Genomic DNA, 24,679 nt, shown 5'->3' with positions numbered 1-24,679 from the left:
CGAATAGATACGTCCCTTACGGTTAACCCCTGTGGTAGAGGTACTGCATGCTGCGCCCATGATGGCGAGTGGAAGATATAAGCCATGATCTGAATGCATGGCAAGTATGACAAACTTTCCCTTGTTGGCCTACTGTCATTGATGCTTAATCAAACGATACTTCCCCTCTTTCACCCTGGAGCCACTCATGCAGAGCGCCTGCTCACACCGCTCGAAGTTGCCGGACGTCGGCACCACTATTTTTACCGTTATTGGCCAGCTCAGTGCTGAACATCAGGCTTTGAACCTCTCACAGGGCGCCCCCAACTTCGCCTGTGAGCCGCAGTTGGTTGACGCGGTAGCGCAAGCCATGCGTGCAGGTCATAACCAATACGCCCCAATGAGCGGCGTAGCGGCGTTACGATCCGCTCTGGCTGATAAAGTCGAACAATTGTATGGCGCGCGCTACGACGCCAATGAAGAAATTACGGTCATTGCCAGCGCCAGCGAAGGTTTGTATTCCGCCATCAGCGCACTGGTGCACCCAGGCGATGAAGTTATTTATTTCGAACCGGCGTTCGACAGCTATGCGCCGATCGTCCGCTTGCAGGGCGCAACACCGGTCGCCATTAAACTGTCGCTACAAGATCTGCATATTGACTGGGACGAAGTCGCCGCCGCCATCAATAGTAAAACGCGGATGATCATCGTTAACAGCCCGCATAACCCAACCGGCAGTGTGTTTGGCGAACATGACATTGAGCGGCTGACTGCCCTCACGCGCAACACCGACATCGTCATTTTGTCCGATGAAGTCTATGAGCATGTCGTCTTCGACGGTGGTCTTCATCACAGCATGGCGCGCCATCCACAGTTAGCCGAACGCAGTGTGATTGTCTCGTCATTTGGCAAAACCTATCACGTGACGGGCTGGCGCGTCGGTTACTGTATGGCACCCGCAGCGTTGATGGATGAAATCCGTAAAGTTCATCAGTTTATGGTGTTCTCCGCCGATACGCCGATGCAATATGCCTTTGCTGAAGCGTTGGGAAACCCGCAAAGCTATCTGGGACTGGCGGCCTTCTATCAGCAGAAACGTGATTTACTGGCCAATGCCCTGCAAGATTCACGCTTTGAATTACTGCCCAGCCGCGGCAGTTTCTTTATGCTGGCCCGCTTTAGCGGTTTCAGTCAGGAAAGCGACAACGATTTTGCAGTACGCCTGATCCGCGAAGCCAAAGTGGCGACTATCCCGCTGTCGGCATTTTACAGCGACGGTACCGACACTGGCATTATCAGGCTGAGTTTTTCAAAAGATAACGAGACCCTGCTGGAAGGCGCACGCCGTCTGTGTCAGGTGTAATGCATTCATTTTTGCTTTGACCATGGGAAAAGGGCTCTGAATATGAAATCACTGAAAACGTTGATCGCCGCAGGTTGCCTGTTGGCCGCCGGCTCCACGCTGGCGGCAGAAAATACCCTGCGCTTTGGCCTGGAAGCACTGTACCCACCGTTCGAATCCAAATCCGCCAGCGGTCAGCTTGAAGGTTTTGATATCGATCTGGGTAACGCCGTTTGCGCCGCCGCGCAGTTGAAATGCAGTTGGGTCGAAACCTCGTTCGACAGCCTGATCCCAGCGTTAAAAGCACGCAAATTTGATGCCATTAACTCGGCAATGAACGTCACTGACCAACGTCGCCAGGCGATAGATTTCACTGACTCTATCTATCAGGTGCCTAACCGACTGATTGCCAAAGCAGACAGCGGTCTGTTGCCGAATGCCACCTCGTTGGCAGGCAAGCATGTCGGCGTGCTGCAAGGTTCAATCCAGGAAACCTACGCCAAGGTACACTGGGCACCACAAGGCGTGGACGTTGTGTCCTATCAGGATCAGAACCAGGCTTATCTTGATCTGACCGCCGGACGCCTCGATGCTACGCTGGTCATGGCACCTTCAGGACAAAGCGGTTTCCTGTCCCACCCTGACGGCAAGGGCTTCGCCTTTGTTGGCGATGCGGTCAGTGATGACAAGATCCTCGGTGAGGGCATTGCCTTCGGTCTGCGTAAAGGGGATGACGCGCTGAAGAAAAAACTCAATGAAGCCATTGTCAAAGTGAAGCAACAAGGCACGGTGGGCAAGTTGGCGAAGAAATATTTTGGCGATATTGATGTGACGGTGAAGTAAGAAACCCGCTTCAAAAAAGAACTCAATTGTTTCATGGCAGGGGCGCTGCATGCTGCACCCAATAACATCATCAATGGGTTAGAACATGTTCGCCCCCTACCGGTCTAGCCTTTACGCGAGTTTGTCAGAAGAACCAGGCCACCAACCTGGTTCTTTTTTATGCCCGCTTACCGATCAAACACCGAACTGTTCAACGCGCGATCCTGTTGATGGCGCTCTAGCGCCAGTTCAATCAGACGGGTAATCAGTTCGCTGTAGCTGACGCCGCTGGCAGCCCATAATTTGGGATACATACTGATGTTGGTGAAGCCCGGCAGCGTGTTGATTTCGTTGATCACCACGTTGTTGTCCGGCGTAAGGAACACGTCCACACGAGCCAGACCGAAACACTCCAACGCACGAAACGCTTTCAGCGCTACGTCACGTATTTTGTCGCTCACCTCCGGCGCAATCACCGCAGGCACGATCACTTGAGCACCCTGCTCGTTGATGTATTTTGTGTCGTAGGAGTAGAAGGCATCGCTCAACACAATTTCGCCACACAGACTGGCCTGCGGTTCATCATTGCCCAATACGGCGCACTCAATCTCACGGCCAACAATCGCCGATTCCACCAACACTTTATGATCGAAGCTAAACGCCAGTGTCACAGCAGCATCAAAACCGGCACGATCCTGAACCTTGCTGACCCCCACCGAAGACCCTTGGTTAGCCGGCTTAACGAACAACGGCAAACCCAGGCGTTCGCTGAGTTGTTCAAAGCTGAATTTAGCGCGATTGCTGCGCGTCAGCGTCACAAATGGCGCCACAGCCAGCCCGGCATCACGCAACAAACGTTTAGTGACGTCTTTATCCATGCTGACCGCCGACCCCAGCACGCCCGCGCCGACGAATGGCAGATTGGCCATCCGCAACAGCCCCTGTAGCGATCCGTCCTCCCCCAAAGTGCCATGTACGATTGGGAAAACGACATCGAGCTGGCCCAAGGTACCGGCGCTGCCTGATTCGATCAGTTGCTGTTTTTCCTTACCGGGAATCAAAGCCACATTTTTATTTGAACGGTTCAGAGCTATTAGCGCCGGGTTTTCTGCATTTAGCAGATAATTGGACGCATCGTTAATGTGCCACTGCCCCTGCTTGTCGATCCCCAGCAGCGTGACGTCAAACTTGTCTTTGTCGATTGCATCCACAATGTTCTTTGCCGACTGTAGCGAAACCTCATGCTCCGCCGATTTACCGCCAAAGATCACACCAACACGTAATTTGCTCACGCCCTAAATCCTTCTGAAAAATCAGTGCAAAAAAGTTGTTTATCACAATAAACGCATTGTCGGATGGCGACAATCACTGTGAACAAGAAAATTCCCATGCCACAGAAAGCAAAATTTTCACCACCCAAAACATATACACTCCGTATATAAATCGCTTATGGAGCAGATTATGGGCATTGTGAAAATTTCCGACGCACTGCATGACGATCTTCGCCTCGCCAGCATGTCGATGACGCGTTCAATCAACGCCCAGGCGGAATACTGGATCAAGATCGGGATGCTGGCGGAGTTCCATCCGGAACTGACCTACCCCCAACTGGTAAAAAAAATGATGAAAGATAACGCGCTGACGTTGAAGGAGATTGTCGGGTGAAAGAGATTGTGATCAAAACGCCGGAAGAAATTGCCAAAATGCGTCACTCTGGCGCCCTGCTTGCACAGGTGTTTGCTATGCTCGATGAGGTGATTGTCGAAGGCATCTCCACTATGGAGATCAACGACCGTGCCGAAGCCTTTATCGTCAATGAGTTGAAATCGCGCCCAGCCAGCAAAGGCCAGTACGATTTTCCTTATGTGCTTAACACATCGATCGACGACGTGATCTGCCACGGTATTCCTTCTGCCAGTAAAATTTTGCGTTCCGGCATGATCGTTAATGTAGACATTACGCTGGAAAATGATGGCTACATCGCTGATTCCAGTAAAATGTATTGCATCGGGCAGACCACACCCTTGGCCAAACGGCTGGTAAACACAGTGTATGAATCGCTGTGGCAAGGCATCCGTGTGGTGAAACCAGGAGCCACACTGGGTGATATCGGCCATGCTATTCAGCAGCACGCCGAAAAAGCCGGCTACAGCATCGTGCGCGAATACTGCGGCCACGGCATTGGTCGCGATATGCACGAAGAACCGGCGGTGTTGCACTTTGGCATGCCAGGCACCGGTATGGTATTGCAGGAAGGCATGGTGTTTACCATCGAGCCAATGATCAACCAAGGCGATCATCGGATTAAGCAGAAAAAAGACGGTTGGACGGTAGTAACCCGCGACAAGAAGCTCTCTGCCCAATGGGAGCATACCGTCGCAGTGACCGCTGACGGCGTGGAGATCCTGACGCTGCGAGACGAAGAGCGCCGGGCTGGCTACGTAGAACGTTACTAAGCTATACAAGCTATCAACTTAATAAGCTAATAAGCTAATAAGCTAATAAGCCATTAAATTAATTACCCTGTGGCTTTCAGATACCGCTGTCAACACGGTAGGAGAAAGACATGGGGTACGACAGGGAGATCGGCATGACGCAGTTTACCAGCGCGACCAACCAGGCGTTTCTCAATCAGCTTAAAAGCATCGTTGGCGGCCCGCAGTTGCTGACCGGCGAACGCAGCACCGAACGTTATCGCAAAGGCTTCCGCTCCGGCGTTGGCCAGGCACTGGCGGTGGTGTTCCCGACGCGCTTGTTGCAGCTATGGCAGCTGTTAGAAGCCTGCGTCGCAGCCGACAAAATTGTCATCATGCAGGCGGCGAATACCGGCCTGACCGAAGGTTCGACGCCCAGCGGCAATGACTATGATCGCGATGTCGTCATTATCAGCACCCTGCGACTCAATCACGTACAAGTGTTGGACAACGGCAAACAGGTGGTAGGTTTCCCTGGCAGCACGCTTAATCAATTGGAAAAATTACTCAAGCCTTATGGCCGCGAACCCCATTCGGTGATCGGTTCCTCCTGCATCGGAGCTTCGGTAATCGGCGGCGTGTGCAACAATTCTGGTGGTTCACTGGTCAAGCGCGGCCCGGCCTATACCGAGATGGCCTTATACGCTCAATTGGGTGAGGACGGGCAACTGCGGTTAGTCAATCATTTGGGGATTAAGCTCGGCGATACGCCGGAGGAGATCCTCACGCGGCTGGAAAAAGGCGATTACCGGCCAGAAGATGTTGAACATGGTGAACTGCGAGCTTCCGACAACGAATACGCCAGCCGGGTACGAGACGTTGATGCCGACACCCCTTCCCGCTTTAATGCCGACAAGCGTCGCTTGTACGAGGCCTCCGGCTGCGCCGGCAAGTTAGCCGTATTTGCAGTACGACTGGATACTTTTGAAAAAGAAGGCAAAGAGCAGGTGTTTTACATCGGCACCAACGACACCGCCGTATTGACTGAGCTACGCCGCCACATGCTCAGCACTTTTGACAATCTGCCGGTAGCTGGCGAATACATGCACCGAGATATTTTTGATATCGCCGAAGTGTATGGCAAAGACACGTTCATGATGATCGACAAGCTCGGGACCGACCAAATGCCGAGTTTCTTTACCTTAAAAGGCCGCATGGACGCCAGCCTCAATAAGCTACCATTGCTGCCGCATAACCTGACCGATCGGTTGATGCAGGGCCTGAGTCACCTGGCCCCCAGCCATCTACCAAAACGGATGAAAGAGTACCGTGAGCGTTTTGAACATCACCTGCTACTGAAAATGGCTGGTCCGGGTGTTGAAGAGGCGCAACAGTACCTGAGCCAATATTTTGCCCAGGCCAATGGAGCATTCTTCGTCTGTACCCCAGAAGAAGGCAAGAAAGCCTTCCTGCACCGCTTTGCCGCCGCCGGTGCCGCCGTGCGTTATCATGCGGTGCATGCCGACAAAGTAGAAGATATTCTGGCGCTGGATATCGCGTTGCGCCGCAACGACACTGACTGGTTCGAAACCCTACCGCCGGAAATCGACAGCCAGTTGGTGCACAAGCTGTATTACGGCCACTTTATGTGCCACGTATTCCATCAGGATTATGTGGTGAAAAAAGGCGTCGACAGCCACGCACTGAAAGAAAAAATGCTCGAGATCCTTGATCAGCGCGGTGCGGAATACCCTGCGGAACATAACGTCGGCCACCTATACCCTGCCAAACCCGACCTGCAAGCGTTCTATCAATCCGCCGACCCAACCAACAGCTTTAACCCGGGCCTTGGCAAAACCAGCAAGCGGAAAAACTGGGCCGATAACAAAGTGTAATAAACCATCTCTCAGACTGCGCCCCCGACATTCGGGGGCCGAATCGGGTGGCAAAAACGCATGTTAATTTTATGTTGCACAGTCAACCAAAGTTCACTATCTTGGTTTTGTTAATCACGCCCTGCATTCAGGAATGTCCATGACTCAGTTTGTGCACATGAAAGACCCTGCGAACACGACCCCTCCGGCCGTTGTTCTGCTGTGCGCATCCTCCGCCCCACCTGCCGTTTTCTCTGTCGTATCTGCGGTTGCCGCTTATCCACCACGCTCAGTGGTTGTGCGCTAAGCCAAACCGAATTCTCTTCTCCAGCGTTGCTTGATTTGCGTCCCGGCGTAGAACGCCGTGTCTGCTGGAGCTTATTATTTTCACGACAGGTGAAAACTCAATGCGATTTATTTCTCAATGGGCCAACGCGGGCCTGGCCACCTTATTCGTCCTGCTCTGGAGCAGCGGCGCAATTTTCTCACGCTGGGGGCTGGAACATGCTTCCGCCTTTGCCTTTTTGTTCTTCCGTTGTGCGATCGCACTGGCGTTGCTGCTGGCGATCGGCCTGTGGCAACGCCAATGCCTGCCCACCCCTGGCACTCGTCGCCGTGTCGCACTGATCGGACTGTTAATGATTGGCAGCTATCAGATTTGCTATCTGCTGGCACTGGAACAAGGCATTACCCCTGGTGTGCTGGCGACGCTGCTTGGCGTGCAGCCGATACTCACTCAGTTCATTACTGAACGTCGATGTTCGGGGCTGCGTGGCCTTGGCCTATTGTTGGCCATGACCGGGTTAACACTGGTGGTGTATCAAAGCCTGATGATTGCCCACTTTTCGCTGCCTGGCATGCTGTGCGCCTTTATCGCGCTGGGTTGCATGACCGTCGGCACACTGCTGCAAAAAGGTCTGACGCAACCGCCCCTGGCAGTCTTGCCATTACAGTACGCCGTCGGATTATTGATGTGCACATTGGTGCTGCCGTTTGAACCACTACGCGTCGACTGGAGCATGGCATTTGTCGTGCCTCTGCTGTGGATGGCCGTGGTGATTTCGGTGTTGGCCACCTTTTTGCTGTATCGGCTGATCCAACGCGGCAATCTGGTGCAGGTTACCAGCTTGTTTTACCTGATCCCGGCGGTGACCGCGCTACTGGACTATCTGCTGCTTGGGCACGCGTTGGCCGCCATCAGTATGTTGGGCATGGCGGCGATTCTGGCCGGCGTCATGCTGGTATTTCGGCAACCCTAAATAGCAAAAGCCCCACATGCCAGACCGGCATGTGGGGCAATATCAAAACAGATTTTAGAATAACCAGGAACCATACCCCCACAGCAGTACCGTTACCCCAAGCAGCAACTCAAGCAACAAGATGCCGATGGCAAAGGTCGAGCTGGAGAAGATAAACCCTTCTTTACTATCAATATTCAGGAAGTGCGGTATGCCCAGATTAAGCAGATAACCCGAGTAACACAGGCCAATCACGCCGACAAACAGGCACAGCCACACGACGGGATACAATGCCACAATGCCGCTAAGGAACATCGGGGTGGCGACATAACCGGCGAACACCATACAACGGTGCAAGCTCGGACGTACTTCATAACGCCGTGCCATCCAATGGATCACTTTCCCCATAATTGCCACGCCCGCCAACATCAGCAGATAAAAAGCGACTGCGGTATAAGATGCGGTGAACGTATTGAGCCGGATCGCATGTCCTTCGCCGGAGAGCCAGCCCAGTTGGGTCGTACCGATAAACGCGCAAATCACCGGGATAAGCGCCAATAACAGTACATGATGGGTGTAAAGGTGCGAGACGCTTTCGTTCTCGCTTTTAATGTGTTCGAACTCGGTGCTTGGATGCGCCAGAAGTCCCCAAACATGATTAACCATGAGACACCTCCTCCATCGCCGTAGGTCGCGATCGGCGAACGAATTTACCCCTCTGACGGATTGCTAACCGTACGAGGATTGCGGCCACGGGGCTCTCTCCCCTGTACTAATTATAGTCTTTCGCTGAAAAAACGTTCAGAAAGCACAGACGTGACCGCAGTTTGTTTTATAATTCGCCCACTGCACCACTGCCGTGAGAAACGTCATGTCATCTGCCCTTACCGTTCGTCAAGCCGGCATTGTCGATGTCGACGCCGGACAAAATGTCACCGTCGTTCAGCCGTGCAACCTGTATGGTTGCCGGCTCGGCGATGGAGTATTCGTCGGGCCCTTTGTCGAAATCCAAAAAAACGTCAGCATCGGCGCACGCAGCAAAATCCAGTCACACAGCTTTATCTGTGAATATGTCACTATTGGCGCGGACTGCTTTATCGGCCACAACGTCACCTTCGCCAATGATCTGTTTAAAGATGGCGCGCCCAATGCCGATGCCAGCAGTTGGGGCCGCACAATGATTGGTGATCATGTTTCTATTGGCTCCGGCGCCACGGTGCTGGCAGTGGAAATTTGCAACGGTGCGGTGATCGGTGCCGGGTCAGTTGTCACGAAAAACATCACCCGTAAAGGGATCTATGCCGGCAATCCGGCGCGTTTGCTGAGGGATCTTGCCCCATGAGCCCCGCGATCCAAATTACTCCCGTTACCCGCTTACCCGACGGGTATCTGACCAGCTGCGACTTTAGCTTTCAGATTGCACTCTACGCCCAGCCGGTTTTCGACACGCCGATCGACAGTTGGCCACTGCTGCCGGTCATGCCATTTCGCAAAAACTACCCGCTGGCCCCGTTCGTCAATGATGAAAGCGAAACCTTTCTGGCCCGTCATCGTGGCGAGGCGGTCGGACACATCACGCTAAGCAATAACTGGAATGGGTATGCGCTGATCGAGGAAATCGTCGTTAGCGCCCATGTTCGCCGCCTGGGGATTGCTACTGCACTGCTTGAGACGGCGAAACTCTGGGCGCAACGCCATGAAACCTCCGGCCTGATGCTGGAAACGCAAAATACTAACCTGCCCGCCTGCCGCTGCTATCAACGTTTTGGTTTTATCCTCGGCGGTATTGATCATCTGCTGTATCGCGCTCAGCCAGATATCGCCGATCACGAAATTGCCCTGTTCTGGTATCTGCCATTTAACAGTGAAATCGGTTATTAAGTGATAGCCAAACGTTGAGGCTATGTTTAACTATTAACCATCCTGGCCGTGGTGAGAACTGTTATCATTTCTATGATAACGGGCCGAAACCATTGGAGGGTAAAATGTACAAGGTTGTCACATTGATATTGGCTATTGCGCTTAGCGGCTGTGCAGATAAAATTCCTGTTGGACAAACATCCGAACCCACCACCAGCCCACCTGCAGATTTCAAGGCCAGCATGGACAATCTTACGTTAGACAAACTCAATCAGCTTCTCGCCCTTCGCGCTGCCGTGCCAGCAGAGGTGCAAAAGGATAACGGGCGTATGATCAGCCTGCTATCCCAGCCATTCCTCGGTACTCCCTACGTTGCCAATATGCTGATTGGTTCGCAGGATACGCCGGAAAAGCTGGTGATCGACTTCCGCGGTCTGGATTGCTTCACCTATATCGATTATGTCGATGCGCTGAGCCAGGCAAACAGCCAGGCAGACTTTGTCCAACGGCTGATCCACATCCGCTATGCCAACGGCGATATTAACTTTCTGCAACGTAAACACTTCTTCACCGACTGGTCGCATCAAGCTAAAACCAACGTGACGGATATTACCGCCACACTCAGCCCGCACACGGTAACACTGGTGAAAAATCTGAACGAAAAGTCAGACGGCAGCAGTTATCTACCGGGGCTGGCTAACGTGCAGCGCAGCATCACTTACCTGCCCAGCGATTTTATTGACGATCAGGTGTTGGCTCAGTTACACACCGGTGATTACATCGGTATTTACACCAATCTGGCCGGTCTCGACGTTACCCATACCGGCATCTATATCATGACCGAAAATGGCCCCGTGCTACGTAATGCTTCTTCACGCAAAGAAAATATGCAGGTGGTGGATTCGCCCTTCATGGATTACGTGCTGGCCACGCCAGGCATTGTGGTTTTGCGCGCCAAATAATGGCGCACAATAAAACTTCCTGTTATTAGCTATAAATCTTTGTGCTGAGCAAGCGTTTGACTTCCCCGCAGGTTCAGGCTTAGCTAGCAATACAAAACCAACTGATTTTATTGTTTTTTTCAGGGAGAATTTGATGACCAAGACGTGGCGTTATACCCCTCTGCTGGCAGCGTTCGCCGCCGTACTGGCGCTTCAAGGCTGTGAGCAAAAAACCGATCAGAATCATATCAAGGTCGGGGTAATCAACGGCGCAGAGCAGGACGTAGCAGAGGTTGCCAAGCAGGTAGCCAAAGACAAATATGGCCTGGACGTTGAGCTGGTCGGATTCAGCGGTTCACTGCTGCCCAACGACGCGACCGATAAGGGTGAGCTGGATGCTAACGTATTCCAACACCGTCCGTTCCTCGAACAACAGAATAAAGATCACGGGTATAAACTGGTCGCGGTTGGAAATACCTTCGTGTTTCCCATGGCCGGTTATTCAAAGAAAATCAAATCACTGAAAGAGTTGCAGGACGGGGCGATCATTGCCATCCCTCTGGATCCCACCAACCTCGGGCGAGCACTGCTCCTGCTGGAGAAAACCGGCTTAATTACGCTGAAACCAGGCAAAGGGCTACTGCCAACGTCGTTGGATATCAGCGCCAACCCGCACAACTATAAGATTATGGAACTGGAAGGGGCGCAATTGCCTCAGGTGCTGGACGATCCCAAAGTCACTGTGGCTGTCATCAGCACCACTTACATCAACCAGACCGGTCTGACCCCCACCAAGGATGGCATCTTTATCGAAGACAAGAATTCACCGTACACCAACATCATAGTGACGCGTGAAGACAATAAAGATGCGCCTAACGTGCAAAACTTCATCAAAGCCTACGAGTCGGATGAAGTGGCCAAGGCCGCCGAAAAAATCTTTAACGGCGGTGCGGTAAAAGGCTGGTAATCCAGCCGTTAATTTCAATTGCGGGTTCTCTGCGCAGAATCCGCAATCTTTCCCTCGAAAATATCCCCATCCTCCCCCTTGACCCTCACGCTACGTCAGGCTTTAGTATTTCTGCACGCACAAGGGAGGAGCACACTTCATGTTACTGAAAGTTGGCGAACTGGCCCGCCGTTCCGGGATCACCGTCAGAACGCTACATTACTACGACAGCATTGGTTTGCTGGTTCCTTCTGCGCGTTCCGACGCCGGGTATCGCTTATATAACCGGGCCGACATCACTCGCCTGCACCATATTCAGGCATTGCGCCGAATGGGGGTGACACTGGATGAAATCGGGGCAATTCTGGCACGTTCAGGGATGGCCCTCACCACCGTGATTGAGCAGCAAATCACCATGCTGAATCGGCAACTGGTGCAGACCGCCGCACTGCGCGATCGTTTACAGCAGATGCATGCGCAGCTCTCCATCGGGGATGAACCTGAGTTGAACGACTGGCTGACTACGTTGGAGTTAATGACCATGTACGATAAATATTTTACCGCAGACGAGCTGGCACAACTGCCCTTCTACCAGGCCAGCCCAACACGCAACAGGGAATGGGGTGAACTGGTCAGCGGCATTCGCACGCTGATCGAAAACGGCATTGAACCACAAGCACAGCAGGCGCAGGATCTGTCCCGACGTTGGATGCAGATGCTTGAACGCGATACCGCAAACAACCCGGCATTTCTCACTCGGTTAAATACCATGCATGCCGATGAGCCATCAATACGCGAACAAACGGGCATCACGCCGACAATGACTGATTATGTCACTCGCGCATTTGCCGAAACCAAACTATCCATTTACCAAAAATACCTGTCTGAAGAAGAATACGCCTATGTCCGTCAGCATTATTTCACCCGTCTGCAGGAATGGCCGGCGCTGATCGCCCAGTTCCATCAAGCATTAAATGAGGGTGTACCGCCGGAATCTGAACAAGCGAAAAGCCTGGCAGCCCAATGGCTTGAACTGTTTCAATCCTATGCGGGGACCAACCCTGCCACTCAAATGAAAATCCGCCAGGCAATGGAACGGGAACCTACCTTGGTTGAAGGTACCTGGCTGACACCACCGCTGTTGCGTTATTTGCAGCAGGCAGTAGCACAACTGATGCGTGGTTAGTCACCATTCAACCGACAGTGTCCACCAGCCGGGTAATACCCGCAACGTCCGCATAGCAGTCCAATAAAAATGCCGTCACGACGGCAATGCCCGGTGCGTGGCGGATATCGTCATGCACCGTTAGCCAAATCTCGCGCTGGAGCGAACGCGTTCCCGCCAGACGTTCCAGCCCCAGTTCCTGTCCGACAAAATGCGGTAACAGTGCAATACCCGCCCCCGCCTGCGCAGCTGCGGCCTGAATCATTAAGTCGTTACTGCGTATTACCAGCAATCGCCCGCCAGCCTGTTCCAGCAACCATTTTTGTTGGACCGACGCCACCCGCGAGTCGTGATAACCGATAAACCCCCATTGCACCTCCGGCGTTGCCTGCAAATATCCCACATTGGCATACAGACCAAACTCAACGGTGCCAATCTTTCTGGCGACCAGATCGCTTTCACTGGCGCGACTGAGGCGAATGGCAATGTCTGCTTCCCCACGCAACAGCGAGACGTTGGCCGTGTCCGCCAGCAAGATCAGCTGTAAATCTGGATAACGCTGCTGTAACTGAGCAATACGCGGCGCGATCAGCTTCAGCCCCATTACGGGTGGTACGCTTAGCGTCACAACCCCCGCAATACCCTGTCGCCCACTGAGTGCGGCACGGCTGACCGCAAAAGCGTTGAGGGTCATGCTGTCACCCTGCGCGGCGATGCGTTGCCCGTCGACAGTCAGCAAGTAGCTGCGCGGGCGACGATCCACCAATTTTAACGCCAACGAGGTTTCCAGGCTGGCAATACGTCGGGCGACGGTGGCGTGATCTACTTTCAAACTGCGAGCAGCACCCGACAGCGATTTTTCCTGCGCGAACACCATGAAATAGTGCAAATCTTCCCAATTGAACATGGGCGTTTTCTCACATCAAAAGTGAACATATAGGGAATTTTAACGCAAAGGGTTAGAGCGCAAACTGTTTTCTGTTTATTTTATCACCACAGGAAACCATGATGAAAACCTCACTGCCGCTGGCCTATCTGGGTGTCATTGTCGCCACCTTTTTCTGGGGCACCAACTTTAATGCGGGTGCCTATATCATCGCCCATCAGCCACCGATTACCGCCTCTATCGAGCGTTTCAGTTTGGCAACGCTCGCGTTGTTCGTATTCTTCGGCCTGCGCGGGCAACTGCGCCTCAGTACGCTGATAAACAACTGGCTGGCTTATTTAGGACTGGGCGTACTGGGCTTCACGATCTTCAATCTGTGCACCTTTTTCGGTCTGCAGTCCACCCCCCCGGTCAATGGCGCACTGATCCTCGCCACAACACCGTTGTGGACATTGGTCTTTGGCGTAATTTGGGAAAATGAAAGACTGAACGGATCACGCATCGCCGGTCTGCTGGCTGGTTTTATCGGTGTAGTGTTGGTTATCACCAAAGGCCATATTCAAACACTGCTGCGGCTGGAGGTTAGCCCCGGCGATGGCATTATTTTACTCGGTAGCCTGGCCTGGGCACTGAATATGGTTGGTACCCGTCGTCTGGTACGTAATGCCACTGCCATCGAAACCACCAGTTATTCAATGCTGTTAGGCACGTTGGCCCTGCTGCCATTGGGACTTATCTTCGAGAATCCACTGCAAAACCTGGCCTCAGCCAGCCTTAGCGTACATGCCGCCGTGGTTTATCTGGCACTGTGTGGGTCACTGCTGGCCTACTTGCTCTGGTTCAATGGGCTGGAAAAAATAGGTTCGGTACGCACCGCGATTTTCTTTAATCTGGCGCCTGTTTTCACCATGCTGGTGGCAACAATCACAGGTACTGCCCCTAATGTTTGGCAGTTAACCGGTGCAGCCTGGGTGATCCTCGGGGTGCTACTGGCTTCGGGCGTATTCATGCGTTTTATACCACGCCGTTCGGCCATAGGTTAGCCATAGGTTTTTCTTATCCTCAATATAAGAAAGCCCAATTTACCTTGTCGGCAAGCACGGTGCATAATGCGTTTATCTTCTTATTTTTCAAGGTAAACAGGTATCTCTATGCCGCCAGTTCCTCCACTGACGCTCGTCGACACTACGCCAGACGACATGGCTGCAGTGTTACAGATTTACACGCATCATGTGTTGTATGGCGCAGCGTCATTTGAAGAAATCCCCCCGACATTGGAAGAAATGAAGCTGCGTCTCAGCAAGGTGCAGGAAGCGGGCTTACCCTGGCTGATCGCCAGGCAGGCAAACCTCGTGGTCGGTTATTGCTATGCCACGCCTTATCGACCACGCCCAGCCTACCGGTTTACTGTGGAGAACTCTGTCTATATCGCCGAGGGTCAGCAGGGGAAGGGTATCGGCAAAGCATTGTTAACCGCACTGATCGCCCGCTGCGAGCTTGGCCCCTGGCGTCAAATGCTAGCGACCGTTGGTAATGCCAAGGATAATCATGGCTCGCTGGCCTTGCATCAGAAACTGGGCTTTACCAGCGTGGGCACATTAAAGGCGGTAGGTTTTAAGTTGGGCGAGTGGCGCGACACCCATATCATGCAGCGTACGTTGGGTGCAGGTGACGCTAATCCCCCCAAATAGGCAACGCGGCAGGCAATTTGTGGATTATCAACTACAGTAAATAATGATTTCATCAGGTTAGCGGAAACCTGCGCCATCATTCAAATCAATTGGGAGAGACGAATGAAAATCATTCTGTGGATTGTCGCCATTATCTTTATCGTTGGCCTACTCACCATCACCGGCGTTTTCAAACTGATCTTTTAAATTCCCCCGCGCCCAGAGGCGCGGGATTTATTTAGGCCTTTAAACGACCCCGAATCGCACCCAGCGCAGAAACCACCAACAGCACTACACCGCCAGCAACCAGGCCAAACACCACATTGAGTAAGGCAGGAATAACGCCCTTTAGGATCTGACCGAAGGTTGGTACCACGGTGGCGTAAGATGCCCAGTCTTCAAACAAATGATGCACAGGCGGCAAGCCGTGGGTCAAAATACCGCCCCCGACCATAAACATGGCGATGGTACCGACAACGGACAGGGTCTTCATCAAATAAGGCGCAGCACTGACAATCCCATTGCCTATCGCACGCACCAGTTCGCTGCTTTTTCGGCTCAGATATAGCCCCAGATCATCGAGTTTAACGATGCCGGCCACGATGCCGTAAACCCCCACCGTCATTACAATCGCAATACCACAGAGTACGATCACCTGCTGGCTGAAGGTCGCGCCAGCCACGGTGCCCAATGTAATGGCGATAATCTCTGCAGAGAGCACAAAATCGGTGCGGATCGCGCCTTTTACCTTCCGTTTCTCGTAGGTCACCACGTCCTCGTTGGCGTCCAGCGCTTCTTTTTTCTCTTCACCCGCTTGTTTGCTGTGGGTCAGGCTATGAAACACCTTCTCAAAACCTTCGTAGCATAAGTAGGCACCACCCACCATCAACAGCGGTGTGATCGCCCAAGGTGCGAATGCACTGATCAATAACGCCAGCGGCACCAAGATCGCTTTATTGATAAAGGATCCCTTGGCAACACTCCACACTACCGGCAGCTCGCGGTCGGCTTTTACCCCAGACACCTGTTGAGCATTCAGCGCCAGATCGTCCCCCAGCACCCCGGCAGTTTTTTTCGCCGCCATTTTGGTCATCAACGAGACATCGTCCAACAATGAGGCGATATCATCAATTAAAGTCAGTAAGCTACTTCCGGCCAAAGTGATCCATCCTTTTCAACGTCATTGGTCATTATCCGTTTAGCATAGTGTTAAACGCCCATCAATGGGTATGGGGTGATGGCTGAAAACCCCCTGTTAACGCGTGGCTTGTTCAAAAGCAGGTTAACCTTGAAGGTTATCGGCCCAAATCACCTGCCGGCACATTCAACTGCCAGGACAAGCCAAAGCGGTCATTCAGCCAGCCAAAACGGGCACTAAAACCATAATCATCGATCGGCATCAGGACCTCACCACCCTCTGCCAAACGGGCAAAAATCCGCTCCAGTTCCGCGTCGGTAGCAAGATTAACGTGCAACGACACTGCAGGGGTAAAGCTGAAATCGTGGCTGACAGGGCTGTCGGTAAAAACCAGATTATGCCGTTCAAAATCGATAGCCGCGTACTTGACCCGTCGTGGCCCCGAATCGTGTTCATCATAATGCTGCACCTGCTGAACCCGGAAACCTGGGAACAGTTCGCTATAAAGATCAATAGCCTGTTGGGCATCACCCTGAAACATAACAAAGGTGGAAACGTTGCTCATTAGATGCTCCCTTTGCGTGCAATATGGTATTAATTGATGATAGCGGATGGATAAGCCGCCGCGACGGTTGAAAGGAGGAAAAATGACCATCACCCACCGTCTGGCCCAGCTGAACGATCTTGCCAGCCTGCTGGCACTGTATCAGGAATTGCGCCCACAAGATCAACCGTTGCGCCCAGACAATGCGCAACGTGCATTGCAACGTCTGCTGGACAATCCGGCAATTCGTCTGGTCGTGAGTGCCGTTGATGAACAACCCATAGCAACCTGTATGCTGGCCATGGTGCCGGGGTTGGTACATCAAGCGCAACCCTTCGGCATCATTGAGCACGTGGTCACGGCCCAATCGCATCGCGGGCAAGGTATTGCATTAGCGATGCTCGAATACACGCTGCAATTGGCCTGGCGGAAAAGATGCTACAAAGTGATGTTGCTCTCTGGTCAGCAACGTACTGGTGCTCATCAGCTGTATCTGCGTGCCGGGTTTGATGGCGATCGTGAGCGTGGCTTTGTGATCAGACGCCCAGAGGGACGATAATGGCCTGCAGAAGGGCTCCACAGGCCGCAGAACAGATTATTCGGTTTCGTTCTTCGCCAGACGGGCGTCTTTCTGACGGCGATAGTCACGGGCAGCGGCCGGGATCGGCGTTACTTTACCGGTTTCAATCCAACTGCGCAGACGGTTAGCATCAGCAAAGTGGGTATATTTGCCGAAAGCGTCTAACACCACCAGCGACACCGAACGGCTGCCAATCACAGTGCGCATCGCCAGACAATGCCCTGCTTCATTCGTGAATCCTGTTTTGGTCAGCTGAATGTTCCATTTCGGGTTATACACCAGATGGTTGGTGTTTCGGAATGGCAGCGTATAGTTTGGATCCTTGAACGTCGCCATACGTTCAGTGGTGGTACTGAGCTGGCCAATCAGCGGATATTGCTTGGTCGCAATTAACAGCTTGGTCAAGTCACGTGCCGTCGACACGTTATGAATCGACAACCCGGTCGGCTCCACATAGCGTGTATTGGTCATGCCCAGTGATTTAGCCTTGGCATTCATCGCTTTGATGAAAGCGCCATAACCGCCAGGATAATGGTGCGCCAGGCTGGCCGCCGCACGGTTCTCCGACGACATCAGCGCCAGCAACAGCATATCTTTACGGCTGATTTCACTGTTCAGGCGGACGCGAGAATAAACCCCTTTCATCTCCGGTGTCTGGTGAATATCCACCGACAGCATTTCATCCATCGGTAAATGAGCATCCAGGGTCACCATTGCAGTCATCAGCTTCGTGATGGAGGCGATCGGCACCACTTCATCAGGATTGCGCGCATACATCACCTTGTGGGTCTGCATATCCACGACCATCGCACTACCGGAAGCCAATTCAGGCTCGGCAGCACGGGTGACGGCATTATTTTCGCTGGCCAGCGCGCGCGGCGCGATGCCTGCTCCTGCCTGCAAAGCGAGCAGGGTTAGTACCAAAACACGTATTTTCACATGCATTACTCTGTCACTGAAGAAGATGAAGGTCTTATTTTGCCGAATTATATGTGAGGGATCTTAAGTTGGCACTGGGATTATGCGAGCCGATTTGTGACAAATTCTGTCGGACAGAAAATTGCGCAAACCGCGAGCGCTCTGGGATGAGCGCCCACGATGAAAAAGTTACAGTGCCGGTTGCCAAGCCGACTGTGGTAACAGGTACAAACCGGGCGCCTGACGAGCACCTTCGCCAACGATATGACCAATGCCCGCGGCCATCACCGCCAACGTCACATCAAAGGCATTCAGGCTGTCACCGTAGCCCGCCGTCAGATTGAACATCGAACCATTCGCCAGCAAATAAACTGTTTTATCATCTAGTTGGTAGGCATTCACAAACGGCATAGGCTCACTGTGTGGCAGGTTCTGCAAGAAGTCGACGTCAATTTCCGCGGTCACATGGCCGACGTTAAGAATAAATACGCCATCCTTCACCTGCCGCAGATGTTGCGCCGACAAGACGTTTTTAGCCCCTGTGGCAGTGGCAATGACATCAGCTTGACTGACTGCGCTAGCCAAATCGACCACGGCCCAACCATCGTAACGTGCTTGCAGTGCGCGTGCCGGGTCGATTTCCGCCACAATGACCTGCCCGCCATAGGCTTTCGCCGACGCTGCTACGCCCTGCCCAACCAGACCATAACCAATCACCAATACGCATTTTTCATGCAGCGTCAGATGAGTCGTCTGGAAGAACGTGTGCCACGCGGTCAAACCGACCATATGGCGATTATGCAGCCCTTCTTTCACTGGCAGGTCATCCCAGTTGAAAATGGGATAACGCGGTGCCATGCCGTTCAACCGGCTAATACCAGAGCCCGTCGCTTCCAGCCCCGCGATAATCTGCGGTCCGTCGGTTGACTGGTGTAGGCGGGTGGTCAGATCCGCCCCCATTTCACACAGGTGAGTCGGCGTCCAGGCCAATGCGCGGTCGAAAGATTCGGACCAGTCGGCATCGCTCATGTCTCGCCAGGCGTGGGCCTCGGCACCGCGACGCTCCAGCCAGGCAACCACGTCGTCCTGTACCGTGGTCGGGTTGCAGGTGGTCAAATAGATTGCCGCCCCTTTGTCCAGCAGGCCCGCCACCAGCGGTGCCATTTTCAGATCCAGATGCATGTTGCACGCCAGCCGCACGCCGCTTAAATCCGGCAGCGCAGCTACCGCCGCCCGGGTGCGTGGCATATGGCGCATCGCCCAGTCCAGTTCGCTCTCAAAATTCTGATACATCTTTCACTCCTCTACTGCGCCACGCCACCAGGGCGTGGCAGGATGATTTAACCGGAACGGCTCAGGCGCTTAATCGCCTGTGGCGATAGGCCAAAGACGCGAATAAAGGCTCGTCGCATACGCTCGGGATCGCTAAAACCAACTGCGCGGGCAATAGACTCCAGCGCTTCACTGCCCGCTTCAATCCGCATTCTGGCCGCCTCAACCCGTAATTGCTCAATCACTTTGGCCGGCGTCTGCCCGGTTTCTGCACGGAACAGGCGTCCAAATTGACGCTCACTCAGACAGGCAGCATCAGCCAATCCCGCCACTGTCAGTGGTTGATGCAGATGCTCGCGAGCATAAGAAAGCGCGCTGCGAATACGGTCTGAAGACGGGTTCAACTCCAGCAACAGCGAATACTGCGACTGACCTCCCGGACGGCGGTGGTATACCACCAGTTGCCGCGCCACGTTGGCCGCCAGTTCGCTGCCGAGATCTTCCTCAACCATTGCCAACGCCAGATCGATGCCAGCAGTGATCCCTGCTGAAGTCCATATCGTCCCGTCGCGGATATAAATGCGATTACTGTCAACGCGAATGCGCGGATAACTCTGCTGCAAACGTGCTGCATGGTACCAATGGGTCGTCGCTCGCTTACCGTCCAGCAACCCTGCCGCGGCCAGAATAAATGCCCCCGTGCACACACTGGCCATCCGCCGTACCTGTTGGCTTTGCCGATGCAAAAACGCCAACAACGTCGCAGACTGTGTTGCGACGACATTACCGCTGCCCCCCGCAATCAACAAGGTATCAAAGTGCCCCTCATCGAATGGGTGCGTGAGCACTTCCACACCCGATGAGCTTGTCACGCTGCCCCCCAACTCTGATAACGGTAGGCAGCGATAAACCGGCTCCGCCGTAAACTGATTAGCGTTATCAAACGCTGCCAATGGCCCGGCAAAGTCCAGCAGGTTAAAACCGGGGAAAACTACAAAGCCGATATTTTTCATCATGGCGCTTTTTGAGGGTTAAATGTCATACAAGACAAAAACAGGGCGACTATTATGAGCCAAGTTAAATAACAAAACTGAGGCGAATATCATGTCTGAACCGTTAGTGATTGTTTTTCCGATCTATCAGGGCGTCACCCAACTCGATTTTACCGGCCCATTGCAGTTTTTACGGCACATGCCGGGCGCAGAGATTGTCGTCGCCTCAGTCGGTGGCGCAGATATCAGTGCTGAAGGACTGCACTTTACCCAATTGCAAACGCTGGAAGACGTGACTCATTGCGACGTGCTGTGTGTACCCGGCGGCGCCGGTTGCACCCAGGCTCTACAGAATGACGACTTTATGCGCCAGATCAGCCGTCTGGGGCTGGGCGCCCGGTATCTGACCTCAGTCTGCACCGGCTCGCTGATCCTGGCAGCGGCCGGTCTACTGAAGGGCAAACGTGCAGCCTGTCACTGGACAATGCGCGACAGTCTGTCGCTGTTTGGTGCCATCCCCAGCCACGCACGGGTAGAACGCGACGGCAACGTGATCAGTGGCGGTGGCGTGACTGCCGGCATCGACTTTGCCCTGGCGTTGATCGCCGAGTTGCATGATGAGGAAACCGCGCAGATGATTCAGCTGTATCTGGAATACGCACCGGCGCCTCCGTTCCTCGGGGGGACACCGGAACTGGCACCTGCGCATATTCTGGCACGCGTTCAGGCACAAATGGCTCACAGTCTGCAACAACGTCAGGCACTGGTGGCGCAGATTGCCGCCCGCGGTTAATCCACAGGGCGTATACTAAACCTTATGTGTTATAGACATAGGGAATCAGGATGGCGGATTTAGCCCACTATATTACGGACTACGGCTATTGGGCGTTGTTTATCGGCTGCCTGGCCGAAGGCGAGACTATCACGCTGCTGGGTGGCATTGCCGCGCATCAGGGACTGTTGCATTTACCCTGGGTGATTGCAGTCGTGGCATTGGGCGGCACGCTGGGGGATCAGGTGTTATTTTTCCTCGGCCGCCACTTTGGTGGTCGAGTGATTTCACGCATGAAAAGCCAGGAAAAACGTATCGAACGTGCCAGGAAACTAATTGCTCGTCACCCGATGTTGTTCGTGATTGGCGTCCGTTTTATGTATGGTTTCCGCATTATCGGGCCCGTATTGATTGGAGCCAGCAAGTTGCCGCCGTCACGCTTTGTGCCGCTGAACATTCTGGGCGCCATCCTGTGGGCAACGATCTTTGTACTGCTGGGGTATTTCGGTGGTGAGGCGATTGCCCGCTTTATTTCCGGCTTCGACAAACGGCTCACCAGCGTGCTGTTTTGCGCATTGGTGGTCGCCGTCATCCTGTTGCTACGGTTTTGGTGGCGCCGCCGCCATGCCGACTAAGGTTGTCCCCAAAATAATTGGAGGTGCAGTCAGTACACCTGCTGCTTCAATTATCAAGGGGCTTATCGGTTCAGCATCAGCTTAAGGCCGAGCAGCGCCAGTACCCCGCCACCCAGCCGGTCGAACCAGGCTTTAAAACGCAGATAAGTGCGGCGCGGGCGCGGCGACGACAAGACAAACGCCACGAAGGCATACCACAATACATCGATCGTCAGCGCGATCACTGGCAGCACGACGTACATTACCGGTGAGATTTTATGGCTGAGCAACGCGGCAAACACGCTGCCAAATACAATGGCGGTGTTGGGGTTACCCAACTGAGTCAGCAAGCCGGTGGTAAACGCCTTGCGAAACCCCAGATGTTGCTCACCGACCGCTTCCACATTCAGCGGCTGCCGAGCCCCACGTAGCATTTTACAGGCCAGATAGATAAGGTAAGCCCCACCCAGCACCTTTAGCGTAGTGTAGAGCCACGGCAGTGCCAACAACAGTGATTGCAGCCCCAGCAGAGCGATCAAGGCAAAGATAAAACAGCCGACGCCCATGCCTAACGCAACCGCCATACCGTCGCGGCGCGAAGAGGCCACGGCGGTACGTGCGACCAGTATAAAGCTTTGCCCTGGGCTCATCGCTCCGAGCGTAATCGCCCCGCTAATGCTTAAGACCGATAATGCCGTTTCGCTCATCATATTCTCTGCGCCCCCCTGAAATCCCATTGCTCAAAGTAGCGCAGCGATGAAAATAAAAGCAATGCGATAGCGGGAATTATTCTGTTTGCGACATATCACGCATCAGCGCGACCAGTTCACCGGCAGCCTTATCCAGCGGTCGGCTTTTTAACCAGATCAGATGCATCGGCAAACGCAGTTCATTTTTGGTATTTTTGAACTTCAACCGGATGAGTCGCCCCTGTGCCAGTAAGGGGGCGGTCAGCGATAACGGGAAATTTCCCCAACCCAAACCGGCCTCAACCATACTCAGCGCCATCGGCAGGCTGTCGGTGCGCCAGTAAGACTCCGCCACCCGTGGGCGCAGGTCGGCAATAGGCAGGTCACGACTGGCCACCATAATTTGCCGCACATTGACCAAATCCTCGAGAAACAGCTCATCCGCCACGCCGTTCAGCGATGGATGCAGTGGTGAAAGAGTGGCGACCAACGATTCCGCACCAACGAAATGAAACTGCTCCTGGCTGTTGATATTCAGCCCACCAAACGCCAGGCAGACGCCAACTCTGCCCTGATGCAGCATATGCACCACATCGTCCTGCGGGGCAGTCAGCACTTCGATATTCAACAATGGATAACGTTCCGCCAGCGTTTTGATCGCCGCCAGCAGGCCGTCACTATTGATATCCGAGGCGACACCGACCGATAACGTGCTCTCTAACCCTTGCGATAATTCGATGGCATGGTTCTGTAACTGTTTAAGCTGGTCGGCAATCAGCCGCGCATGCGGTGCCAACGCCAATGCCAGCGGCGTTGGCACTGGTTCACGGTGCGAACGATCAAACAATTGAAACCCCAATTCCGCTTCCATGTTAGCGATCCCCATGCTGACCGCAGAAGGTACACGCCGCAACGCACGTGCAGCAGCGGAAAACGAACCGCGATCCAGTACTGCCAAAAACAGCTCAATATTATCGCTGGAAAAGTTCATTGCATTACCTGTCAGCAAAACTGACAGCTCCTGACTTTTTCTATCAATGTGATTGACGGTATCTTACTCGCCAGACGGCAAAAGGTCACTCGACCGCAAAGCCAAAAAATCAGTCAGGATCAGGAGATGAGTAATGCAAGGCGTTAAACGCAAACTGGTGTATGTCACCGCCTATGAAATTATTGGCATGACGATCTCCGCACTCGGGTTAGCATTGCTTTCAGGCAATGCGCCAAGCAGCACCGGGCCGTTAGCCGTGATCATCACGACTATCGCCGTAAGCTGGAACTTCATTTATAACTCGCTGTTTGAACTGTGGGAGAGCCGTCAGGCATCGCGCGGCCGTACGCTTAAACGCCGTATTCTGCATGCCGTAGGTTTTCAATTAACGTTGGTGGTGTACCTGATCCCACTGATCGCCTGGTGGATGGGGATTACGCTCTGGCAGGCACTACTGCTGGATATGGCACTGATCGTGATTATCCCTTGTTATACCTTTGTATTTAACTGGGCCTTCGACAAAATCTTTGGGTTGCCGACGTCGGCCCTGCCAGCCGGTGAGTCCGCCTAATAAATAACCGTTAATCCCTTTTTTCTCCCTGTCTGCTTACAATATCACCGCAGGCAGGGAGGCGCTTATTATCCCTCTTTTTTCTCATCGCGAATAAATAAGCCAAACTCCCTGTAGTTTGCGCGGTAATTATTATTGTGTGATTTTAATCACTTTTTATTCCTCGTTATTTCCGTCTTGATAAAATCAACCATCTTATTGAATAATATATTCTTTTATATATAGCGCAAAAAACAAACACAATTGTTCACGATTTATACGCAGGAATTTTTGCCACCTTTACAGAGAAAAGGTAGCATGCTTCGCCGTTATTTAATGGCGGCTGCTCATATAATATACCCTATACATTTCAAATTGCAGCCAAGCGCCCAGCTCGCTCATCCCCAGGCGCTGACTCAGGTAAACAACTGGGGGGAGCTAGTGCAGGTAACAACGCTGCGGTTAGAAAGGTGACGGGTATG

28 protein-coding genes are annotated in these 24,679 nt (G+C 53.2%); 18 read left to right on the top strand and 10 right to left on the bottom strand.

Annotated features, from left to right (window positions below):
• The first annotated feature begins 187 nt into the window (after window positions 1-187).
• Both SGR01S_RS07125 and SGR01S_RS07120 read left to right on the top strand, forming a co-directional pair.
• Window positions 188-1,342, top strand: coding sequence for a pyridoxal phosphate-dependent aminotransferase (locus tag SGR01S_RS07125; RefSeq protein ID WP_037421558.1), 1,155 nt, complete (start codon window positions 188-190; stop codon window positions 1,340-1,342).
• A gap of 42 nt (window positions 1,343-1,384) precedes the next feature.
• A complete protein-coding gene (locus SGR01S_RS07120) occupies window positions 1,385-2,164 on the top strand; it encodes an ABC transporter substrate-binding protein (RefSeq protein ID WP_037421555.1) in 780 nt (259 codons plus the stop codon).
• 167 nt (window positions 2,165-2,331) lie between these two features.
• Here SGR01S_RS07120 and ddlA read toward each other — a convergent pair whose 3' ends face one another.
• On the bottom strand, window positions 2,332-3,435 hold the full coding sequence (ddlA, locus tag SGR01S_RS07115; RefSeq protein WP_037421552.1) for a D-alanine--D-alanine ligase: 1,104 nt from the start codon (window positions 3,433-3,435) through the stop codon (window positions 2,332-2,334).
• Window positions 3,436-3,604: 169 nt separating this feature from the next.
• On the opposite strand from ddlA, the gene SGR01S_RS07110 reads away from it, so the two are divergent.
• The 4 genes from SGR01S_RS07110 (at window position 3,605) to SGR01S_RS07095 (ending at window position 7,690) form a co-directional block, all read left to right on the top strand.
• Window positions 3,605-3,808, top strand: a complete 204-nt coding sequence (locus SGR01S_RS07110) for a ParD-like family protein (RefSeq protein ID WP_037421548.1) — start codon at window positions 3,605-3,607, stop codon at window positions 3,806-3,808.
• Window positions 3,805-4,599 (top strand): type I methionyl aminopeptidase, encoded by a 795-nt coding sequence (map, locus tag SGR01S_RS07105; protein ID WP_037421545.1) that lies wholly within the window; start codon window positions 3,805-3,807, stop codon window positions 4,597-4,599. The genes SGR01S_RS07110 and map overlap by 4 nt, the downstream gene beginning before the upstream one ends.
• Window positions 4,600-4,733: 134 nt before the next feature.
• Window positions 4,734-6,452 (top strand): D-lactate dehydrogenase, encoded by a 1,719-nt coding sequence (dld, locus tag SGR01S_RS07100; RefSeq protein ID WP_061806950.1) that lies wholly within the window; start codon window positions 4,734-4,736, stop codon window positions 6,450-6,452.
• A 386-nt stretch (window positions 6,453-6,838) separates the two neighbouring features.
• Window positions 6,839-7,690, top strand: coding sequence for a DMT family transporter (locus SGR01S_RS07095; RefSeq protein ID WP_061806949.1), 852 nt, complete (start codon window positions 6,839-6,841; stop codon window positions 7,688-7,690).
• 54 nt (window positions 7,691-7,744) lie between these two features.
• On the opposite strand, the gene SGR01S_RS07090 is transcribed toward SGR01S_RS07095, so the two are convergent.
• Entirely contained in the window at window positions 7,745-8,335 is a 591-nt protein-coding gene (locus SGR01S_RS07090; protein WP_061806948.1) for a Yip1 family protein, read from the bottom strand.
• Between the two features lie 205 nt (window positions 8,336-8,540).
• Here SGR01S_RS07090 and SGR01S_RS07085 point away from each other — a divergent pair, with 205 nt between their 5' ends.
• From SGR01S_RS07085 to SGR01S_RS07065, 5 genes are all read left to right on the top strand, one after another.
• Window positions 8,541-9,011 carry an acyltransferase gene (locus SGR01S_RS07085; protein ID WP_061806947.1) on the top strand — a complete coding sequence of 157 codons (471 nt, stop codon included), beginning with the start codon at window positions 8,541-8,543 and terminating at the stop codon, window positions 9,009-9,011.
• Entirely contained in the window at window positions 9,008-9,550 is a 543-nt protein-coding gene (locus SGR01S_RS07080) for a GNAT family N-acetyltransferase (protein ID WP_061806946.1), read from the top strand. Before SGR01S_RS07085 ends, SGR01S_RS07080 begins: the two co-directional genes overlap by 4 nt.
• Window positions 9,551-9,654: 104 nt before the next feature.
• Complete coding sequence (locus SGR01S_RS07075; protein WP_061806945.1) at window positions 9,655-10,491, top strand: DUF1460 domain-containing protein; 837 nt, start codon at window positions 9,655-9,657, stop codon at window positions 10,489-10,491.
• A 133-nt stretch (window positions 10,492-10,624) separates the two neighbouring features.
• Entirely contained in the window at window positions 10,625-11,437 is an 813-nt protein-coding gene (locus SGR01S_RS07070; protein WP_037421527.1) for a MetQ/NlpA family lipoprotein, read from the top strand.
• A gap of 139 nt (window positions 11,438-11,576) precedes the next feature.
• Window positions 11,577-12,602: a MerR family transcriptional regulator gene (locus SGR01S_RS07065; protein ID WP_061806944.1), complete on the top strand. Its 1,026-nt coding sequence runs from the start codon at window positions 11,577-11,579 to the stop codon at window positions 12,600-12,602.
• A gap of 7 nt (window positions 12,603-12,609) precedes the next feature.
• Here the strand turns inward: SGR01S_RS07065 and SGR01S_RS07060 are convergent, their stop codons facing one another.
• Window positions 12,610-13,488, bottom strand: coding sequence for a LysR family transcriptional regulator (locus tag SGR01S_RS07060; protein ID WP_061806943.1), 879 nt, complete (start codon window positions 13,486-13,488; stop codon window positions 12,610-12,612).
• Between the two features lie 101 nt (window positions 13,489-13,589).
• On the opposite strand from SGR01S_RS07060, the gene SGR01S_RS07055 reads away from it, so the two are divergent.
• The 3 genes from SGR01S_RS07055 to SGR01S_RS24680 all read left to right on the top strand — a co-directional run bounded on the left by SGR01S_RS07055 (window position 13,590) and on the right by SGR01S_RS24680 (window position 15,344).
• Window positions 13,590-14,510 carry a DMT family transporter gene (locus tag SGR01S_RS07055; protein ID WP_061806942.1) on the top strand — a complete coding sequence of 307 codons (921 nt, stop codon included), beginning with the start codon at window positions 13,590-13,592 and terminating at the stop codon, window positions 14,508-14,510.
• A 108-nt stretch (window positions 14,511-14,618) separates the two neighbouring features.
• A complete protein-coding gene (locus tag SGR01S_RS07050; RefSeq protein WP_061806941.1) occupies window positions 14,619-15,158 on the top strand; it encodes a GNAT family N-acetyltransferase in 540 nt (179 codons plus the stop codon).
• Between the two features lie 102 nt (window positions 15,159-15,260).
• Window positions 15,261-15,344: a small membrane protein YohP gene (locus SGR01S_RS24680; RefSeq protein ID WP_020825765.1), complete on the top strand. Its 84-nt coding sequence runs from the start codon at window positions 15,261-15,263 to the stop codon at window positions 15,342-15,344.
• A gap of 31 nt (window positions 15,345-15,375) precedes the next feature.
• On the opposite strand, the gene SGR01S_RS07045 is transcribed toward SGR01S_RS24680, so the two are convergent.
• Together SGR01S_RS07045 and SGR01S_RS07040 are read right to left on the bottom strand one after the other, a co-directional pair.
• Entirely contained in the window at window positions 15,376-16,296 is a 921-nt protein-coding gene (locus SGR01S_RS07045; protein ID WP_037421515.1) for a DUF808 domain-containing protein, read from the bottom strand.
• A 136-nt stretch (window positions 16,297-16,432) separates the two neighbouring features.
• Window positions 16,433-16,840 (bottom strand): VOC family protein, encoded by a 408-nt coding sequence (locus SGR01S_RS07040; protein ID WP_061806940.1) that lies wholly within the window; start codon window positions 16,838-16,840, stop codon window positions 16,433-16,435.
• Between the two features lie 82 nt (window positions 16,841-16,922).
• Here SGR01S_RS07040 and SGR01S_RS07035 point away from each other — a divergent pair, with 82 nt between their 5' ends.
• Entirely contained in the window at window positions 16,923-17,378 is a 456-nt protein-coding gene (locus SGR01S_RS07035; RefSeq protein WP_061806939.1) for a GNAT family N-acetyltransferase, read from the top strand.
• A 36-nt stretch (window positions 17,379-17,414) separates the two neighbouring features.
• Here the strand turns inward: SGR01S_RS07035 and pbpG are convergent, their stop codons facing one another.
• From pbpG to SGR01S_RS07020, 3 genes are all read right to left on the bottom strand, one after another.
• Window positions 17,415-18,344: a D-alanyl-D-alanine endopeptidase gene (pbpG, locus tag SGR01S_RS07030; protein ID WP_037421505.1), complete on the bottom strand. Its 930-nt coding sequence runs from the start codon at window positions 18,342-18,344 to the stop codon at window positions 17,415-17,417.
• 162 nt (window positions 18,345-18,506) lie between these two features.
• Window positions 18,507-19,610: an adenosylhomocysteinase gene (locus SGR01S_RS07025; protein WP_061806938.1), complete on the bottom strand. Its 1,104-nt coding sequence runs from the start codon at window positions 19,608-19,610 to the stop codon at window positions 18,507-18,509.
• A gap of 47 nt (window positions 19,611-19,657) precedes the next feature.
• Window positions 19,658-20,602, bottom strand: a complete 945-nt coding sequence (locus tag SGR01S_RS07020; protein ID WP_037421500.1) for a GlxA family transcriptional regulator — start codon at window positions 20,600-20,602, stop codon at window positions 19,658-19,660.
• Window positions 20,603-20,693: 91 nt separating this feature from the next.
• Here SGR01S_RS07020 and SGR01S_RS07015 point away from each other — a divergent pair, with 91 nt between their 5' ends.
• Window positions 20,694-21,374, top strand: a complete 681-nt coding sequence (locus SGR01S_RS07015) for a DJ-1/PfpI family protein (protein ID WP_061806937.1) — start codon at window positions 20,694-20,696, stop codon at window positions 21,372-21,374.
• Between the two features lie 50 nt (window positions 21,375-21,424).
• A complete protein-coding gene (locus tag SGR01S_RS07010) occupies window positions 21,425-21,988 on the top strand; it encodes a DedA family protein (RefSeq protein ID WP_037421494.1) in 564 nt (187 codons plus the stop codon).
• Between the two features lie 62 nt (window positions 21,989-22,050).
• Here the strand turns inward: SGR01S_RS07010 and SGR01S_RS07005 are convergent, their stop codons facing one another.
• Both SGR01S_RS07005 and SGR01S_RS07000 read right to left on the bottom strand, forming a co-directional pair.
• On the bottom strand, window positions 22,051-22,674 hold the full coding sequence (locus SGR01S_RS07005; RefSeq protein WP_172479804.1) for a LysE family translocator: 624 nt from the start codon (window positions 22,672-22,674) through the stop codon (window positions 22,051-22,053).
• A 79-nt stretch (window positions 22,675-22,753) separates the two neighbouring features.
• Window positions 22,754-23,647, bottom strand: coding sequence for a LysR family transcriptional regulator (locus tag SGR01S_RS07000; protein WP_037421488.1), 894 nt, complete (start codon window positions 23,645-23,647; stop codon window positions 22,754-22,756).
• Window positions 23,648-23,780: 133 nt separating this feature from the next.
• Between SGR01S_RS07000 and SGR01S_RS06995 the strand changes: the two genes are divergently transcribed.
• The gene (locus tag SGR01S_RS06995) at window positions 23,781-24,218 is read left to right on the top strand and encodes a PACE efflux transporter (protein WP_037421485.1); all 438 of its coding nucleotides are present in this window, start codon (window positions 23,781-23,783) and stop codon (window positions 24,216-24,218) included.
• Window positions 24,219-24,679 lie beyond the last annotated feature (461 nt).

Source organism: Serratia grimesii NBRC 13537 (assembly GCF_001590905.1).
GTDB classification, from domain to species: domain Bacteria; phylum Pseudomonadota; class Gammaproteobacteria; order Enterobacterales; family Enterobacteriaceae; genus Serratia; species Serratia grimesii.
This window is presented reverse-complemented; position numbering and strand designations above follow the sequence as displayed.

Coding starts and splice junctions, on each gene's coding strand:
- SGR01S_RS07065 (WP_061806944.1), top strand. CDS start 11,577: ATGTTACTGAAAGTTGGCGAACTGGCCCGCCGTTCCGGGATCACCGTC.
- SGR01S_RS07095 (WP_061806949.1), top strand. CDS start 6,839: ATGCGATTTATTTCTCAATGGGCCAACGCGGGCCTGGCCACCTTATTC.
- SGR01S_RS07075 (WP_061806945.1), top strand. CDS start 9,655: ATGTACAAGGTTGTCACATTGATATTGGCTATTGCGCTTAGCGGCTGT.
- SGR01S_RS07040 (WP_061806940.1), bottom strand. CDS start 16,840: ATGAGCAACGTTTCCACCTTTGTTATGTTTCAGGGTGATGCCCAACAG.
- SGR01S_RS07090 (WP_061806948.1), bottom strand. CDS start 8,335: ATGGTTAATCATGTTTGGGGACTTCTGGCGCATCCAAGCACCGAGTTC.
- SGR01S_RS07025 (WP_061806938.1), bottom strand. CDS start 19,610: ATGTATCAGAATTTTGAGAGCGAACTGGACTGGGCGATGCGCCATATG.
- SGR01S_RS07035 (WP_061806939.1), top strand. CDS start 16,923: ATGACCATCACCCACCGTCTGGCCCAGCTGAACGATCTTGCCAGCCTG.
- SGR01S_RS07070 (WP_037421527.1), top strand. CDS start 10,625: ATGACCAAGACGTGGCGTTATACCCCTCTGCTGGCAGCGTTCGCCGCC.
- dld (WP_061806950.1), top strand. CDS start 4,734: ATGACGCAGTTTACCAGCGCGACCAACCAGGCGTTTCTCAATCAGCTT.
- SGR01S_RS07080 (WP_061806946.1), top strand. CDS start 9,008: ATGAGCCCCGCGATCCAAATTACTCCCGTTACCCGCTTACCCGACGGG.
- SGR01S_RS07055 (WP_061806942.1), top strand. CDS start 13,590: ATGAAAACCTCACTGCCGCTGGCCTATCTGGGTGTCATTGTCGCCACC.
- SGR01S_RS07015 (WP_061806937.1), top strand. CDS start 20,694: ATGTCTGAACCGTTAGTGATTGTTTTTCCGATCTATCAGGGCGTCACC.
- SGR01S_RS07005 (WP_172479804.1), bottom strand. CDS start 22,674: ATGAGCGAAACGGCATTATCGGTCTTAAGCATTAGCGGGGCGATTACG.
- SGR01S_RS06995 (WP_037421485.1), top strand. CDS start 23,781: ATGCAAGGCGTTAAACGCAAACTGGTGTATGTCACCGCCTATGAAATT.
- SGR01S_RS07120 (WP_037421555.1), top strand. CDS start 1,385: ATGAAATCACTGAAAACGTTGATCGCCGCAGGTTGCCTGTTGGCCGCC.
- SGR01S_RS07125 (WP_037421558.1), top strand. CDS start 188: ATGCAGAGCGCCTGCTCACACCGCTCGAAGTTGCCGGACGTCGGCACC.
- pbpG (WP_037421505.1), bottom strand. CDS start 18,344: ATGCATGTGAAAATACGTGTTTTGGTACTAACCCTGCTCGCTTTGCAG.
- SGR01S_RS07020 (WP_037421500.1), bottom strand. CDS start 20,602: ATGAAAAATATCGGCTTTGTAGTTTTCCCCGGTTTTAACCTGCTGGAC.
- SGR01S_RS24680 (WP_020825765.1), top strand. CDS start 15,261: ATGAAAATCATTCTGTGGATTGTCGCCATTATCTTTATCGTTGGCCTA.
- SGR01S_RS07000 (WP_037421488.1), bottom strand. CDS start 23,647: ATGAACTTTTCCAGCGATAATATTGAGCTGTTTTTGGCAGTACTGGAT.
- SGR01S_RS07010 (WP_037421494.1), top strand. CDS start 21,425: ATGGCGGATTTAGCCCACTATATTACGGACTACGGCTATTGGGCGTTG.
- SGR01S_RS07110 (WP_037421548.1), top strand. CDS start 3,605: ATGGGCATTGTGAAAATTTCCGACGCACTGCATGACGATCTTCGCCTC.
- SGR01S_RS07060 (WP_061806943.1), bottom strand. CDS start 13,488: ATGTTCAATTGGGAAGATTTGCACTATTTCATGGTGTTCGCGCAGGAA.
- SGR01S_RS07050 (WP_061806941.1), top strand. CDS start 14,619: ATGCCGCCAGTTCCTCCACTGACGCTCGTCGACACTACGCCAGACGAC.
- SGR01S_RS07085 (WP_061806947.1), top strand. CDS start 8,541: ATGTCATCTGCCCTTACCGTTCGTCAAGCCGGCATTGTCGATGTCGAC.